Source organism: Streptomyces sp. NPDC090022 (assembly GCF_044748145.1).
GTDB lineage: Bacteria > Actinomycetota > Actinomycetes > Streptomycetales > Streptomycetaceae > Streptomyces.
The window spans coordinates 153,317-168,126 of sequence record NZ_JBIVFN010000015.1 but is presented as its reverse complement, the minus strand read 5'-3'; the positions used below and the strand labels follow the sequence as shown (position 1 = coordinate 168,126).

13 protein-coding genes are annotated in these 14,810 nt (G+C 73.2%); 5 read left to right on the top strand and 8 right to left on the bottom strand.

Annotation, left to right across the window (positions count from 1 at the left end; translation table 11 throughout):
* Positions 1–21: 21 nt before the first annotated feature.
* The 3 genes from ACIPXB_RS24640 to ACIPXB_RS24630 form a co-directional block, all read right to left on the bottom strand.
* Entirely contained in the window at positions 22–1,662 is a 1,641-nt protein-coding gene (locus ACIPXB_RS24640) for a transporter (RefSeq protein ID WP_401453362.1), read from the bottom strand.
* A complete protein-coding gene (locus ACIPXB_RS24635; protein ID WP_401453360.1) occupies positions 1,659–2,468 on the bottom strand; it encodes an ABC transporter ATP-binding protein in 810 nt (269 codons plus the stop codon). The genes ACIPXB_RS24640 and ACIPXB_RS24635 overlap by 4 nt, the downstream gene beginning before the upstream one ends.
* A 103-nt stretch (positions 2,469–2,571) precedes the next feature.
* Positions 2,572–3,264, bottom strand: coding sequence for a bifunctional DNA primase/polymerase (locus ACIPXB_RS24630; RefSeq protein ID WP_401453358.1), 693 nt, complete (start codon positions 3,262–3,264; stop codon positions 2,572–2,574).
* A 211-nt stretch (positions 3,265–3,475) separates the two neighbouring features.
* Here ACIPXB_RS24630 and ACIPXB_RS24625 point away from each other — a divergent pair, with 211 nt between their 5' ends.
* Both ACIPXB_RS24625 and ACIPXB_RS24620 read left to right on the top strand, forming a co-directional pair.
* Positions 3,476–4,858 (top strand): transcriptional regulator, encoded by a 1,383-nt coding sequence (locus tag ACIPXB_RS24625; protein WP_401453356.1) that lies wholly within the window; start codon positions 3,476–3,478, stop codon positions 4,856–4,858.
* A gap of 109 nt (positions 4,859–4,967) precedes the next feature.
* Positions 4,968–6,248 (top strand): hypothetical protein, encoded by a 1,281-nt coding sequence (locus ACIPXB_RS24620; protein ID WP_401453354.1) that lies wholly within the window; start codon positions 4,968–4,970, stop codon positions 6,246–6,248.
* 16 nt (positions 6,249–6,264) lie between these two features.
* Here the strand turns inward: ACIPXB_RS24620 and ACIPXB_RS24615 are convergent, their stop codons facing one another.
* Positions 6,265–7,542, bottom strand: a complete 1,278-nt coding sequence (locus ACIPXB_RS24615) for an ABC transporter substrate-binding protein (RefSeq protein WP_401453352.1) — start codon at positions 7,540–7,542, stop codon at positions 6,265–6,267.
* 178 nt (positions 7,543–7,720) lie between these two features.
* Between ACIPXB_RS24615 and ACIPXB_RS24610 the strand changes: the two genes are divergently transcribed.
* Both ACIPXB_RS24610 and purU read left to right on the top strand, forming a co-directional pair.
* Positions 7,721–8,167, top strand: a complete 447-nt coding sequence (locus tag ACIPXB_RS24610; RefSeq protein ID WP_401453418.1) for a hypothetical protein — start codon at positions 7,721–7,723, stop codon at positions 8,165–8,167.
* A 14-nt stretch (positions 8,168–8,181) separates the two neighbouring features.
* Complete coding sequence (purU, locus tag ACIPXB_RS24605) at positions 8,182–9,084, top strand: formyltetrahydrofolate deformylase (RefSeq protein ID WP_401453350.1); 903 nt, start codon at positions 8,182–8,184, stop codon at positions 9,082–9,084.
* 44 nt (positions 9,085–9,128) lie between these two features.
* Here the strand turns inward: purU and ACIPXB_RS24600 are convergent, their stop codons facing one another.
* Both ACIPXB_RS24600 and ACIPXB_RS24595 read right to left on the bottom strand, forming a co-directional pair.
* Positions 9,129–10,346: a maleylpyruvate isomerase N-terminal domain-containing protein gene (locus tag ACIPXB_RS24600; protein WP_401453348.1), complete on the bottom strand. Its 1,218-nt coding sequence runs from the start codon at positions 10,344–10,346 to the stop codon at positions 9,129–9,131.
* A complete protein-coding gene (locus ACIPXB_RS24595) occupies positions 10,343–10,903 on the bottom strand; it encodes a sigma factor (protein ID WP_401453346.1) in 561 nt (186 codons plus the stop codon). Before ACIPXB_RS24595 ends, ACIPXB_RS24600 begins: the two co-directional genes overlap by 4 nt.
* Positions 10,904–11,154: 251 nt before the next feature.
* Between ACIPXB_RS24595 and ACIPXB_RS24590 the strand changes: the two genes are divergently transcribed.
* On the top strand, positions 11,155–11,676 hold the full coding sequence (locus ACIPXB_RS24590) for an EF-hand domain-containing protein (protein WP_401453344.1): 522 nt from the start codon (positions 11,155–11,157) through the stop codon (positions 11,674–11,676).
* Positions 11,677–11,737: 61 nt separating this feature from the next.
* Here the strand turns inward: ACIPXB_RS24590 and ACIPXB_RS24585 are convergent, their stop codons facing one another.
* Complete coding sequence (locus ACIPXB_RS24585; RefSeq protein WP_401453342.1) at positions 11,738–12,955, bottom strand: serine hydrolase domain-containing protein; 1,218 nt, start codon at positions 12,953–12,955, stop codon at positions 11,738–11,740.
* Between the two features lie 142 nt (positions 12,956–13,097).
* Positions 13,098–14,645: a class I adenylate-forming enzyme family protein gene (locus ACIPXB_RS24580; RefSeq protein ID WP_401453340.1), complete on the bottom strand. Its 1,548-nt coding sequence runs from the start codon at positions 14,643–14,645 to the stop codon at positions 13,098–13,100.
* Between the last annotated feature and the right edge of the window lie 165 nt (positions 14,646–14,810).

Below are 14,810 nucleotides of genomic sequence, written 5' to 3'. Positions count from 1 at the left end.
GCACGAGCCGCGCGTCCCCGCCTACCCCTTGCTCACCGCCTGCAGGATCTCCGGCAGCTTCCGCGCCACCACCGGCGCCGACAGCCGCAGGCCCGCCCAGGTCGCCAGCGCGCCCCAGGCCACGCCCGCCGGCAGCAGCAGCCACAGCAGGGACTCGTGGCCCGCCATGTGGAGCCAGATCGTCACGCCGATCAGGGGGGCGCACAGCAGGGCCGCCGCGACCATGCCGCCGAAGATGCCGGTCCAGGCGAGGCCGGCCTGGCCCGGGACGACGTTCTTGAAGGCGCCCTCCGACGGGATCGAGTACGGGTAGTGGGCCGACGTCAGCGCGCCCGTGCACAGCATCGCGCCCAGCAGCGCCAGCGTGAGCCCCAGCGCCTGCGGCAGGGCCGCCCAGTTGTCCACCAGCCAGGCCGTGACCACCGTGACGACCACCGAGTACGGGACCGTCACCAGGGCCAGCGCGGCCGCCCGCGCCCGGAGTTCGACGTACGCGTCCCGCGGGGTCGAGATGGTCTGCGCGATCATCCAGAACGCCGAGTAGTCCTGGCCGAACTGGTTGTACATCTGCACGCCGAGCATGCCCGCGCCGAAGCACGCCAGGTAGACCGACCCGGTGCCCTGGAGGGCGTTGAAGACCGGCACGATCACCCCGATGGCGAGCGCCGTGACCCACGCGGACTTGGTCTTCGGGTCGCGCACCACGTACCGCAGGCTGCGCTGCATCGCGGTGCCCGTGCGGCCCCCCGGCAGCAGCCGCCACAGCCCGCCGCCCGGGGCGTGCTCCTTGACGGGGCCGGCCGCGGCGATCGTGGAGCCGTCCGGGCTGACCATCAGCCGGGTCAGGCTGCGCTCCCACGCCCACACCAGCCCCGCCAGCGCGGCCAGCGTCAGCAGCAGCTGCGCCGCCGCCCGCCCGTACGCGCCGGCGGCCACCGAGTCGACCATGCCGACCGCGGTCGCGGGCGGCAGCCACCGTACGACGGCCTCGACCGGTTCCAGCGAGGTCAGGCCGCCGGCCTGGGTCAGGCGCTGGGCGCCGAAGTTGACCAGCTGCGCGCCCACCGCGATCAGCAGACCGCTGAGCAGCGCCAGGTCGCGCCCCTTGCGGCTGGTCAGCAGCCGCACGTTGGCGGTGGCCACCGCCCGCGCCAGCGCCACGCACACCAGCAGCACCAGCGGTACGGCGACCACGCCGGCCGCCCAGCCCGCCGGGCCCTGAGCCACCGCCACCACCGAGCCGATGGCCAGGCAGACGGTGAACAGGGGCCCGATGCCCACCAGCGAGGACACCAGCAGCGCCCGCACCAGCGGCCGCGGCCGCAGCGGCAGCATCACCAGTCGCGAGGGGTCGAGCGTGTCGTCACCGGCCGCGAAGAACAGCGGCATGAACGCCCAGGCCAGCGCCAGGATCCCGGTCAGGAGCACGGTCACCGTGCCGGCGTGCACGTGTCCGCGCAGCAGGGTGAGCAGCAGCAACAGCGCCGCCGCGCAGAGCATCGCGAAGACGAAGGAGCCGATGAACGCGGCCTTGCGCTTGGAGGATCCGCGCAGTCCGTTGCGCAGCAGCGCCAGCTTCAGGCCGACGAAGACCGACGTCAGTGACGGCGCGGCCGCCGCCGTCGCCGCGGAGCCCGGGGTGACGGCCGTGACCGCGCTCATCGCCCGCCGCCCAGCCAGTCCAGGGCGGCGCCCGCGTCGCGGCCGTTCGCACCGACGAGTTCGAGGAAGGCGCTCTGCAGCGAGCCCGCCTCGCCCCGTACGTCGGCCAGCGGGCCCGCGGCCCGGATCCGGCCGGCGGCCATCACGGCCACCCAGTCGCACACCGACTCGACGAGCTCCATCACGTGGGAGGAGAAGACGACCGTCGCGCCGGAGGCGGTGTAGCGCTCCAGCACCCCGCGGATCGTCTGCGCCGAGACGGGGTCCACGCCCTCGAACGGCTCGTCCAGGAACAGCACCTCGGGGTTGTGCAGCAGCGCGGCCGCCAGGCCGATCTTCTTGCGCATGCCCGTGGAGTAGTCGACGACCAGCTTGTGCTGCGAGCCCGCCAGGTCCAGGACGTCCAGCAGCTGGGTGGCCCGCTTGTCGACCTCGTCGCCCGGCAGCCCTCGCAGCCGGCCCATGTAGCCGAGCAGTTCCCGCCCGGACAGCCGCTCGAAGAGGCGCAGGCCCTCGGGCAGCACGCCGATCCGGGACTTCACCTCGGCCGGGTCGCGCCACACGTCGTGCCCGGCGACCTCCACCCGGCCCTGGTCCGGGCGCAGCAGCCCCGTGATCATCGACAACGTCGTCGTCTTACCGGCCCCGTTGGGGCCGACCAGGCCGATGAACCGGCCCGCCGGGATCTCCAGGTCGATGCCCGCGACGGCGATCTGCTCGCCGAAGCGCTTCCACAGACCTTCTATCCGTACGGCGGGCGCGGCGGACGCGGTCCCGTCGCCTGCCCTGTGTGCCTGGTCGGCCATGGGTGTTGCCTTTCACTTCGTCCCCGTTGGTCGTTCTCACCATAGGAGCGAAGGCACAGGCAGCGTCAGTTACGAATGTCATGCATGTCGGCCGGGCGCCGCCTCACGCCCGGCCGCGGGCGCGCGCCGCCGCCGCCTCGCGGCCGCAGGCGTACGCCAGCGCGTCGATCAGCTCCTCGGTGTCCGGCAGCCAGCGGTTGGCGGGCGTGGGGCGGCGGGCCCACTGCACCGAGCCGCTGACCCCGTACCGGGTCGGCGGCGCCGCGACGTACTCGCCCTCGCCGCGGGCGACCAGGTCCAGCGAGGCCGGCGGCCAGCCCAGCTTGCGCACCAGGTCCGGCACCTTGGCGCCGGCGCCCGGCAGGACGAAGAAGAGCATCCGCCGGTGCGGGGTCAGGGTCACCGGACCGAGGGTGACCGCCATGCGCTCCAGGCGGGCCAGCGCGAGGAAGCCGGCGGACTCCGGGACGTCGATCGCGTCGAAGGTCCGCCCGGTGGGCAGCAGGATCGAGGCGCCGGGGTTCTTGGACCACATCCGCCGGACCTGGACGGCGCTGCCGGTGGCCTGCGCCGCCCAGTCCTTCACCGCCGGGTGCGCGCCGGGCGTCACGCAGGCCTCGCCGCCGCCGCAGGAGCACAGCTCCCGGCCGTCCGCGGGCTCCAGCGAGGTGCCGGGGAACACGTCCCAGTGCCGCTCTTCCGCGTACCGCACGGCATGGTCCAGCAGCTGCTCGCCGCGCTGCTTGGGGATGGGCGCGGTCTCCGTGACTCCGATGGTCTCTTCCACGTCCTTCACAACTCCCGCCGTCACCACGGGTTACGGGCGTAAACCGGCCGGTGGGCGGAGCATCGATCCTGCACGCGGGGCGCATCGGTGCACGGGCGGGGGCGCGCGGGAGGACGGGGAGCCGGGTCTGGGTAGCGACAAGTCGCAGAGCGGAAGATTCTCCGCCAATCAGCCGGGAAGTGATCATTCGAACGATCACCCGCGGCCACAGGGGGTTTTCATGGCAGCCAGGCCTCTCGTCGCCCGTCAGCCGAACGAACGGTTGCAGGCGCTCATCCAGGAAGCCGGGTGCTCCAACGCCGGGCTCGCCCGCCGTGTGAACGTGACCGGCGCCGAGCACGGTCTCGATCTCCGCTACGACAAGACGTCCGTGGCCCGCTGGCTGCGCGGTCAGCAGCCGCGCGGCCGGGCCCCCGGGATCATCGCCGAGGCCCTGGGCCGCAAACTGGGCCGTACCGTCACCATCGACGAGATCGGCATGGCCAACGGCAAGAACCTCGCCTCGGGCGTGGGCCTGCAGTTCTCCCCGACCGTCATCGGCGCCATCGAGCAGGTCTGCGAGCTGTGGCGCAGCGACGTGGGCCGCCGCGACTTCCTGTCCGGCTCCAGCGTGGCCGCGTCCGCGCTGGTCGAACCCAGCCGCGACTGGCTGATCAGCGGGGCGGACGCGGCGGTGGCCCGCTCGGGTGGCTCGCGCGTGGGCATGTCCGACGTGGACGCGGTACGGGCGACGACGGAGGCGCTCGTCGACCTTGACCACCGGTTCGGCAGCGGGCACGTGCGGCCCGTGGTCGTCCACTACCTCAACAGCGTGGTGTCGGGCCTGATCGGCGGGTCCTACCGGGAACCGGTGGGGCGGGCGCTGTTCGCGGCGGTGGCGCGGCTGACCGAACTCGCCGGCTACATGGCCGTGGACACCGGCCAGCCGGGGCTGGCCCAGCGCTACTACATCCAGGCGCTGCGGCTGGCCCAGGCGGCGGGCGACCGCGCGTACGGCGGGTATGTGCTGGCCGCGTCGATGAGCCACCTGGCGGCCGAGCTCGGCAACCCGCGGGAGATCGCGCAGCTGGCGCGGGCGGCGCAGGAGGGCACCCGCGGGCAGGTCACCCCGCGCGCGGAGGCCATGTTCTACGCCGCCGAGGCCCGTGGCCACGCGCTGCTGGGGGACGCCCGGGCGACGTCCGTACTGTCCGCGCGGGCGGTCACCGCGCTGGAGCGGGCCGAGCCGGAGTCCGGCGACGACCCGGCGTGGATCCGGCACTTCGACGAGGCGTACCTGGCCGACGAGCTCGCCCACTGTCACCGTGACCTCGGCCAGGCGGACGCGGCCGGGCGGCGGGCGCAGGAGGCGCTGCGGGCGCTGCCCGAGACCAAGGCCCGCAGACGAGCGATCGGGATGCTGCTGCTCGCGGCCGCGCAGGTGCAGCAGCGCGAGGTCGAGCAGGCCTGCCACACGGCGACGAAGGCGGCCGAGCTGCTGGGTTCGCTGCGCTCGAACCGGGGCGCGGAGTACCTCGACGACTTCCGCCAGCGGGTCGCGCCGTACCGGGAGGAAGCCGCCGTACGGGAATTCACGGCCCGGGTGGAGGCACGCGTGGCATAAATCGCATCTGGCCCCGCGGGCTGTGGACGGCCTGCCGCGAACGGTGAGTGACCGGGTAGCGTGACCCGACGGTCCCGTAGGTTCGGGTGCAGTCGGAGAAGGAGTCCCGGTGACGCAGAGCGGACAAGGCGGACAAGGGGGCGATCAGCGCCACCCGGTGGAGCCCCCCGCGTACGCGGACGCCCCGCCGGCCGCGGACCCGTGGGGCCCGCCGCCCGCCGTGGCGCCGGCCCCGGGGCATGCGCTCGGGCCGGGGCACGTGCTCGCGCCGGGGTACGAGGGGCCGGGCGCGCCCGACTGGGGGCACGTCCCGGCGCCATCCGGCGGAGACCGTACGCCGCTGCCCGAGGCGGCGACGCAGTACATCCCGCCGGTCCCGGCCGCGCCCGGCCCGATGGAGGCGGCGACGCAGTACATCCCGCCGGTCCCGGCCGCGCCCGGCCCGATGGAGGCCGCGACGCAGTACATCCCGCCCGTCCCGGCGGCGCCCGGTCCGGGGGCCGACGAGGCGGCCACCCAGTTCATCCCGCCGGTCACGGACGGCCCGTTCCACGCCGAGGAGCAGGGGCACACCCAGGTGCTGCCGCCCATCCAGGAGACGGTACGGCCGCACACACCACGGGGCGGGCCGCCGCGCCCGTACCCGGGGCAGCACCAGCAGCCCCCTCAGCACCCGCACCCGCACCAGCAGTACGCGCCCGCCGCCGGACCGCGCCGTCAGGCCCCGCCGCCCCTCGAGGAGCCCGCCCGCCGGGTGTCGCCCGCGATCATCGCGGCCGCCGTGTTCGGCCTGGCGCTGACCGGGCTCGGCGTCGGCGCGCTGCTCGGCGGCGACGTCAAGCCGAAGAGCAACGACCCGGTGGCGGTCGCCTCCGTGCCGAGCCCGACCGGGTCCCAGCCGCCGTCGGCAGCCGCCGAGGCGCCGGTGGACCCGGCGCGCGCCCAGGCCGTGCAGCTGGACAAGCTGCTCGCCGACAGCAACGACAGCCGGGCCACGGTGATCGACGCCGTCGACGACATCAAGGGCTGCGACAACCTCGACACCGCGGCCAAGGACCTGCGCGACGCGGCCCGCCAGCGCGAGGGGCTGGTCACCCGGCTCCAGGAGCTGAAGATCGACAAGCTGCCCGACCACGCCAGGCTGGCCGCCGCCCTCACCAAGGCCTGGCAGTCCTCGGCGGCCGCGGACAAGCACTACGCGGCGTGGGCGGACGAGCTCGCCGGTGACAAGAAGGACTGCAAGGACGGCCGTGCCAGGTCCTCGTCGCATGCGAACGACGGCAACAAGTCCAGCGCCGAGGCGACCCGCGCGAAGGAGTCGGCGGCGACCCTGTGGAACCGCATCGCGGGCCAGTACGGCCTGACGAAACGGGCCACGTCGCAGCTCTGACCCGGTGCGCGCGACGTCAGTTCGAGCCGGGCGCGCCCTCCAGCGTCTGCGTCATGTCCATCGTGCCCTCGCCCGCCTGCGCGACCAGCCGGCCCGACTGCACCACCTGGAAGCTGACCCGCCCGTTGACGATCCGCGGGTAGCCGCTGACCGCGCGCAGGTCCTGGAAGCGCCACTTCAGGTCCGGGGTGAGGCCGCCGGTCGGGACGCCCTCCGACCGGCTCAGCGCGCGGGCGACGTCGCGCGCGCCGATGGTGTCCGCGTCGCCGAGCGTCTTCACGATCTCCGTGAAGACGGAGTACGCGATCCACGTGGTCTGCGTCCCGGCGTCGCTCGGGTCCACCTCGTCGTCGCCGAAGGCGTGATCGGCGATGACCTGGCGCATCGGGGCCCACAGCGGGTCGCTGGCCACCGGGTACCAGCCGGTGACGTACGCGCCCTCGAAGGGGCTCTCCTTGCCGCCGGTGCGGTCGATCAGGGCCTGGCTGACACTGCCGAGGACCGAGGCGAGCTGCGGCTTCTTCTGCTTGGTCTCCACGCGGCGGTAGGAGTCGAAGAAGGTCTCGGTGCGGGCGCCGAGCACGGCCGTGACGCAGCCCTTGGTGGTGTCCTTGCCGCGGGCGGCGTCGACGAGCGCCTCGCGGGCCTGCGGGCCGTAGTCGCTCGCGTCCTCGGCGGCCCGGATGTCGGAGGCCTCCTGCTGCCTGCCGGCCCGCAGGCCGGCGTTGAGCAGGATCGGCATCGAGTCGCCCGCGAGGGTGTCGGGGCGGACCAGGGCCACCTGCTCGCAGGAGCGGGCGAGCTGGTGGCCGGCGCCGGCCAGCAGGGCGGGCTGGCCGCCGTTGACGGGGAAGGACAGGGTGGACTGGAACTCTTCGGAGGAGATGCCGTAGCCGCCGATGAAGGGGATGCCCGCGGCCTCCAGGGGGGACATGAAGGCGCGGCCGTGCTGGCTGTAGGAGCCGATCACGGCGACCGCCTTCTCGGCGATGGCCTTGCGGGCGCAGTCGCCGGCGCCGGCGGGGGTGTTGTGCTCGTTGCAGGTCAGGACGCGCAGCTTGCGGCCGTTGATGCCGCCCTTGCCGTTGATCCACCGCTCGTAGGCCTTGGCCATGGCGGGCATTCCGGCCATATTGGTGGCTTTGGTGTCCTGGGGTGCGAACGTCATGACCGTGAGCGTCTGCTGCGCACCCCCACCGCCACCTGGGAGTGCGCCGCATCCGGTGGCGAGACACGCACCGAGCGCCAAAGCCAGGAGGGAGCGGTATTTCGCCATGCGTCGCATGTCAGTCATGGCTATGCACACTTCCTCCCCACGGGTAACGGGGCAGTGAGCGGTAGGCAACGACGAGTGACGGGAGGGTGAACTCCGGGCGCCTCAAGATCCCGTATGGGCGGAACGTACGATCGAAAGCGTGACATTCGTCCAAGCTTCCAAGAACTCTTCCCGACCCGGCCGCCGCTCCTCCACCATGGGCGGCATGCCGCTCAACGACATGCCGTGGTGGCGCTGGCGCAGCAACGTGCGCTCGGCCCTGCACATGCTTTCCGATCCCGCCTTCCAGGAGGAGACCTGGCTGGCCGGTCTCGAGGGCTACGGTGACGTGACCGACGCCGTGTACCGGCTGGTCGAGGACACCTGGCTCGACAGCTGGTCCGCCGAGAAGTACGTCGGGACGATCTTCCGGGACTCTCAGGAGGCCGCGCTGGTCGACGTCGCCGTCCTGCGCGTGCTGCGCATCCTGCACCAGGTGGGCCCCGACGCACCCGTCGCCGCGTACCTGGAACACCACGGCTGGCCCGAGGCGGTCCGCGCGGCGCGCGAGGCGCACGTACGGCTGGCCGCGGCGGACGGGGACGACCCGGACGCGTACCCGAGGTCGCTGGAAGTACTGCGAATCCTGACCCGCACGGTGTGAAAAGGTGTGGTGCCATGAGCGATGACCCGCACCAGCCGCACCAGCCGCACCACCAGCGCCCCCCGCAGTCCGAGCAGTACGTCCTGACCCTGTCGTGCCCCGACAAGCAGGGCATCGTGCACGCCGTGTCGAGCTACCTGTTCATGACCGGGTGCAACATCGAGGACAGCCGCCAGTTCGGCGACCACGACACCGGACTCTTCTTCATGCGGGTCCACTTCTCGGCCGAGGCGCCGGTGACGGTGGAGAAACTGCGGGCGAGCTTCGCGGCGATCGGCGACTCGTTCCGGATGGACTGGCAGATCCACCGCTCCGACGAGCGGATGCGGATCGTCCTGATGGTCTCCAAGTTCGGGCACTGCCTCAACGACCTGCTCTTCCGCTCGCGCATCGGCGCGCTGCCGGTGGAGATCGCGGCCGTCGTCTCCAACCACACCGACTTCGCCGAGCTGGTCGGCTCGTACGACATCCCCTTCCACCACATTCCGGTGACGCGGGAGAACAAGGCCGAGGCCGAGGCGCAGCTGCTGGAGCTGGTCCGCTCCGAGAACGTCGAGCTCGTCGTCCTGGCCCGCTACATGCAGGTCCTCTCGGACGCGCTGTGCAAGGAGCTGAGCGGGCGCATCATCAACATCCACCACTCGTTCCTGCCGAGCTTCAAGGGTGCCAAGCCGTACCACCAGGCGCACGCGCGCGGCGTGAAGCTGATCGGCGCGACCGCCCACTACGTGACCGCCGACCTCGACGAGGGCCCGATCATCGAGCAGGAGGTCGAGCGCGTGGGCCACGAGGTCACGCCCGACCAGCTGGTCGCCATCGGCCGTGACGTCGAGTGCCAGGCGCTGGCGCGCGCGGTGAAGTGGCACAGCGAGCACCGCGTCCTGCTGAACGGCTCCCGCACGGTCGTCTTCGCCTGAGCACACCTCGGGGGCGCCGCGTGCGTGGCGCCCCCGAGGCGTTGCTACAGCCGGCTGAGGGAAGCCGCCGCGAAGAGGACGTCGCGGATGGCCTCGCGGTCGCCGCGCTGGCCGGCCGCCGCCTCGTCCGGGGCGATGTGCCCGGCCGCGAGCTGGCAGAACTCGATGGTGTCCATCGCGATCTCCGCGACCGTGCGGTCCGCCGAGGTCGCCGCCGCCGGCGAATCCAGCGCGATGTCCCAGGAACCGCCGCCCGCGCCCTCGATCTCCAGGTGCAGCGTCCGGCCCGGCTTGCCCGCCGCCACCAGGTCCTGGGGCGGGCCGGCCAGCCCGCCCCGGCGGCGGTCGGCCAGCGCACCGGGCAGCAGCCGGGCCGCCAGGTCGATCATCCCGTGCAGGTGCGCGCCGGCCGGCGGTTCGTACGGGTAGTCCACCGCCTCCGCGATGTCGGAGGCGTGCACCCAGCACTCGAAGGCCCGTTCCAGGAACGCGTCCCCCAGCGGCAGCGAGGAATCCCCGTAGTCCACCGTGAGGTCGGCGACGCCGCGGCCCGCGAAGGAGACCGTACGCACCAGGGTGTGCCCCTGTTCCCGCCAGGGTTCCCGGACCTGGCGGGTGGTCGGGTACGGCGAGGAGGACCAGAACTCCTCCGTGCGGGCCGTGGGATCGGCCGGTGCCGGCGCGCCCAGCGGATCGGTCAGCCCCAGCGCGGTCGCGACCAGCGCGTCCACCGTCAGCAGATGCCCGATGACCCCGGCCACCGTCGTCCGCCGCGAGGTCCGCCGGTCCTCCTGGAACCACTTCAGCCGGACCGGCGTGTGCCACTCCGAGTCCCCGAAGTCCCGCAGCAGCGCGTCCAGCCGCGCCGTCTCCGTGTCGTACGGCGTCGCCCAGACCGGCACGGGGATCCGCGCCGGACGCTTGCCCAGGCAGTCCTCCAGCACCCGTGACCGCAGCATGGGCTTGAGGTCCAGGCTCTCCTCGGGGTGCAGCAGGCCCACCGCGTCGCGCAGCCGCAGCGCCTCCTCCGCGCAGGGCGCGCACTCGGTGAGGTGCTCCTCCACCGCGTGCGTCTCCTCCGGCGAGCACGCCGACAGCGCCCACGCGCCCAGCAGCGACTTCAGCACGTCGTGCGAGGGCGGCCCGATCGGCGTCACCGCGGGCAGGGTGGCGAAGTCGTCCGCCGCGGCCCGTGGACCCGGTATCCGGGCGGGGCCCGGCAGCTGGTATCCGTCGTCGGCAGACTCGGCGGGGCCGTTCATCGGGAACTTCCGTATCCGGGCGGGGCGGTGTCCTCCGGGAGGACGTTGGCGGTCGACAGCAGCTGGAGTCCCAGGCGCAGCCGCCGGCGCGCCTCGTCCTCGGTGATCTGGAGGTCGGCGGCGGCCTGCCGGTAGTCGCGGCGCTTGAAGTACGCCAGTTCCAGCGCGGCCCGCAGCGGCGCCGGCATGGACGTGACGATGAAGTCCGCGCGGGCGGCGGCGTTGGCGCTGGCCACCTTCCGCTCCAGCTCCTCGCGCGAACCGCGGCCCAGTTCGGCCTGGCGCAGCCGGGCCACGGCCTGGCCCTGGGTGATCCGGGCCACCCAGGAACGCATCGATCCCTGCTTGGGGTCGTACGCGTCCGGGTTCTCCCAGATGTAGCCGAACACCTCACGGGTGATCCGGTCCGCCGCTTTCTCGTCACCGAGCACGCGGTGCGCCAGGCTGTGCACGAGCGACGCGAACCGGTCGTACAGCTCCCCGAGTGCGGCGGCCTCGCCGCGTGCCAGACGTTGCTGCATGCGGCGGTCCCAGCGCGGTGGTACGTCCTTCGGCATACTGCCCCCAGCCGTGTGTCGACCCTCCGAATGTAGTGGGCACCGTGCGGTTCGCGCCCGTTTTGGGAGAAGGTCCCCCTGGAAGGGGGGCCTGCGTGCTACAGCTCGTGCGCCGCACCGCGCTCCTCGTGCGCGGGTTCGATGCGGCCACCTCCTTGCCGGCTTTCCTTAACGCGCAGGCCACCGAGGCCTTACGCTTCCGCCTGTCTTGAACTGAACCCCACCGCACATGTGAAGGCGGAACGCCGAATATGGACAGCGCACAGTACGAGCGCAAGATCGCCGCCCGATTCGCCACCTTCGACCAGGACGGCAACGGATATATCGACCGGGAGGACTTCAGCGCGGCCGCCAGGGCGGTGCTGGCCGAATTCGGCACCACCGCACGCTCCGACCAGGGGCAGGCCGTCTTCAACGGGGCCGAGGCCTTCTGGCAGGGCATGGCCGGCATCGCCGACGTGGACGGCGACCAGCGGGTGACCCGCGAGGAGTTCATCACGGGCGCCGCCAAGCGGCTGCGGGACAGCCCGGACCGGTTCGCCGAGATCGCGCGGCCGTTCCTGCACGCGGTCATCGCGGTCGCGTCGGGCGGCAGCCCCGAGGGCTCCACGCCGGAGGCGGTGGCCCGGGTGCTGCGGGTGCTGGGCACCGCCGCCGAGGGTGCCGAGCAGATCGCGCGCGCCCTGGACGCCGACGGGGACGGCCGGATCTCGGAGGAGGAGATCCTGGCCGCGTTCGCCGGCTACTGCGGGGTCGAGGCACCGGACGCGTAGGGCGGCCGGTCCGCGGGACCGGTACGGGCCGGGCGGGCGGCCGGTCGCCCGCCCCGCCGGGCTACCCGCCGGACGGGCTCGGCGTCACGCCGGGCTGGTTCGGCTGGTTGGGCTGGGCCGCGGACGGCGGCGCGAAGGGGTGCCGCGGGGTCACGATCTCGGTGACCGTTTTGCCGATCAGCGAACTCAGGCTGCCCGTGCCGTTGTCGATGTCGGAGTTGATGAGCACGACGAGGGTGGTCCGCTCGGCGGGCAGGCGGATCGCCAGGGTCTCGTAGCCGGGGATGTCGCCGTTGTGCCCGACCCAGCCGTTCAGGGAGAGGATCCCCAGGCCGTAGCCGAGCCCGGGGTGCCCGGTGGGCGTCATCCGCATGCGCTGGGCCTGGGTGGCGGGTTCCAGGAGCCTGCCGTCGGCGAGCGCCGGCACCCAGGCGCGCAGGTCGTCGAGGTCGGAGATCACCGCGCCGGCGGCCCACGCCCAGGAGGGGTTCCACAGCGAGGAGTCGACCGGCTTGCCGCTGGGGCTGAAGTCCGTGTAGCCGTGGGCGTACGGGGTGGGCATGGCGCCGTCCTTGGGCAGGGACGTGTCGTTCAGGTGCAGCGCATCGAAGACGTGCTCCCGCAGGAACGCGGCCAGCGGCTGCCCGCCCACCTTCTCGATCAGGAGGCCGAGCAGCACCGTATTGGTGTTGCTGTACATCCACTTGGTGCCCGGCGGGAACTGCGCGGGGTGCGCGAAGGCGATGTCCAGCAGCTGGCGCGGGGTGTAGACGCGCTGCGGGTTCGCGCGGACCTCGGCCATCCACGTGGGGTCGAGGGTGTAGTCGTAGAGCCCGCTGCGCATGCCGGCCAGCTGCCGTACGGTGATCCGCTCCCCGCCCGGCACGCCGTCGACGTACCGCGCGATCGGGTCGTCGAGGCCGATCCGGCCCTCGTCGACGAGCTGCAGGACCGCGGTGACGGTGAAGGTCTTGGTGACGCTGCCGATCCGGTGGAACAGGTCGGCCTTCATGGGGGCGCCGGTGGCCTGGTCGGAGACGCCGAGGGAGCGCTGGTAGGAGCCGCCGCCGTCGATCCACAGGCCGACGTTCATGCCGGGGAAGCCGCCCCGCTCCATGGCCGCGGCGAGCGCGTCGTCGAGGCGCTGCACGGTGGCCGGGTCGAGGTCCGGCCGCCCCGGCGGCGCGGCGGCCGGGGCGGGCCCGGCGCACAGCGCGGCCAGCAGCAGGGAGGCGGCCGCCGCCGCGGAGATCCCCCGGAACCTGCCCAGAGCGCCCATCGCGGACCACCTCCGCACCTCACGTCCCCGAGGCCGCTCCTCACAGCGTAGGAGGGGACGCGGGAGGCGGCGACCGGGGCGGTGGCGGCGTCCGGGGCTGGTGGCGGCGGCCGGGCCGGCGACCGGCGGCCGGCGGGCGGGGTCAGGGGCGGGCGTAGCGCTCGCGCAGCTTGTACTTGAGCACCTTGCGCAGGGCGTCGTTGCGGGGGAGGGCCTCCACCAGCTCCAGCTGCTCGGGCAGCTTGTGCGTGGCCAGGCCCGCCCCGCGCAGGTACGCCGTGACTGCGGCCAGGTCCAGCGGCGCGGCCCCCGGCGGCTGCTCGACGACCGCGCAGACGCGTTCGCCGCGCTCGGGGTCGGGCAGGCCGATGACGGCGGCGTCGCCGACGCCGGGCAGCTGGTGCAGGAGGTCCTCGATCTCCTTGGCGGAGATGTTCTCGCCCTTGCGGATGATCACGTCCTTGCTGCGGCCGGTGAGGACCAGGTGGCCGCTCGCGGTGAGGTGCCCGAGGTCGCCGGTGATCAGGTAGCCGTCGGCGTCGAACACCTCCGCCGTCTGCGCGGGGTCGAGGTAGCCCCGGCAGACGGCCTCGCCGCGCAGCCGGACCTCGCCGTCGGTACCGGCGGGCAGCACCGAGCCGTCGGGACCGGTGATCCGTATGGACATCCCGGCGGGCGGCCGGCCCTCGGTGGTGGCGAGGTTTTCGTCGGTGTCGTCGGGCGAACCCATGGTGATCATGGGGACTTCGGTCATGCCGTAGCCGTGGGTGAGCTTGCAGCCCAGCTCGCGCACCACCGCGTGGTAGATCTCCGGCGGTTTGGGGGCGCCGCCGCCCGCCAGCAGCCGCAGGGTGGGGATCAGCGGCTCGCCGGGGTCCTTGCGCTGCTCGGTGAGGAAGAGCGAGTAGAAGGCGGTCGAGCCGCCGGCGACGGTGACCCCGTGGCGGCGGTAGCCGGCCACCGCGCCGGGCATCGCGAACTTCTCGAACAGGACCGCCGGGAAGCCGTACAGCAGCAGCATCACCAGGTAGTCGGGCCCGCCGATGTGCGCGTACGGGAAGGCGATCGAGCCGACGTCGGCGGAGGTCAGGCGCAGGGCGTGCGCGAGGCACGAGCCGCCCGCCAGGAGCGAGCGGTCGGTGTGCAGGACGCCCTTGGGGTCGGAGGTGGTGCCGGAGGTCCAGTAGATCCACCGTACGTCGGTGCCGGAGGCGGGCGGCGGGGGCAGCAGCCCGGGATCGCCCTCCGGCAGGTCCGTGTCCGCGTACGCCTCGAAGACGCCGCGGGCGCCGAGCCGCTCGGCCATCGCGCGGTGGTCGAAGCCGCGCCACTGCCCGGGTACGGCGAAGAACTCGGCCTTGGACTCGCGCAGCGCGAAGCCGACCTCGCGGTCGCGGTAGAACGGGATGACGGGGGACTGGACGGCGCCGAGGCGGGCGAGGGCGAGCGAGAGCAGCACCGTCTCGATCCGGGTGGGCAGCTGCCAGGCGACGACCGTGCCGGGCCGCACGCCCCGGGCGAAGAGGCCGGCCGCGACGGCCTCGGCGCGCTCGCGCAGCCGGCCGAAGGTGATCACGCGGTCGGTGTCCGCCTCGATGAGGGCGGGGGTGTGCGGGGTGAGGGCTGCCCGGCGGGCGACCAGTTCCCACAGGGTGGGGGCCTGGGCCAGCTCGTGTGCGGTGTCCGTCATGGCCTGACCTCCGGAGCGTCCGACGCGACCAATGTCTGACGTTGTGTCAGATCGACTGGGAAGCGTAGGGCGCTGCCGCTTGTCGGTCCAGGGGTGGCGGGGCTAGCTTATTTCTGACGATCCATCAGATTGCCGGTGCGCGGACGGCAGCGCCCGGACACGGTG

What these genes read in the sequence shown, in the direction of transcription:
- ACIPXB_RS24595 (WP_401453346.1), bottom strand. Translation starts at nt 10,903, where the DNA reads ATGCCGAAGGACGTACCACCGCGCTGGGACCGCCGCATGCAGCAACGT.
- ACIPXB_RS24600 (WP_401453348.1), bottom strand. Translation starts at nt 10,346, where the DNA reads ATGAACGGCCCCGCCGAGTCTGCCGACGACGGATACCAGCTGCCGGGC.
- ACIPXB_RS24610 (WP_401453418.1), top strand. Translation starts at nt 7,721, where the DNA reads ATGGGCGGCATGCCGCTCAACGACATGCCGTGGTGGCGCTGGCGCAGC.
- ACIPXB_RS24615 (WP_401453352.1), bottom strand. Translation starts at nt 7,542, where the DNA reads ATGACTGACATGCGACGCATGGCGAAATACCGCTCCCTCCTGGCTTTG.
- ACIPXB_RS24585 (WP_401453342.1), bottom strand. Translation starts at nt 12,955, where the DNA reads ATGGGCGCTCTGGGCAGGTTCCGGGGGATCTCCGCGGCGGCGGCCGCC.
- ACIPXB_RS24590 (WP_401453344.1), top strand. Translation starts at nt 11,155, where the DNA reads ATGGACAGCGCACAGTACGAGCGCAAGATCGCCGCCCGATTCGCCACC.
- ACIPXB_RS24635 (WP_401453360.1), bottom strand. Translation starts at nt 2,468, where the DNA reads ATGGCCGACCAGGCACACAGGGCAGGCGACGGGACCGCGTCCGCCGCG.
- ACIPXB_RS24625 (WP_401453356.1), top strand. Translation starts at nt 3,476, where the DNA reads ATGGCAGCCAGGCCTCTCGTCGCCCGTCAGCCGAACGAACGGTTGCAG.
- ACIPXB_RS24640 (WP_401453362.1), bottom strand. Translation starts at nt 1,662, where the DNA reads ATGAGCGCGGTCACGGCCGTCACCCCGGGCTCCGCGGCGACGGCGGCG.
- purU (WP_401453350.1), top strand. Translation starts at nt 8,182, where the DNA reads ATGAGCGATGACCCGCACCAGCCGCACCAGCCGCACCACCAGCGCCCC.
- ACIPXB_RS24580 (WP_401453340.1), bottom strand. Translation starts at nt 14,645, where the DNA reads ATGACGGACACCGCACACGAGCTGGCCCAGGCCCCCACCCTGTGGGAA.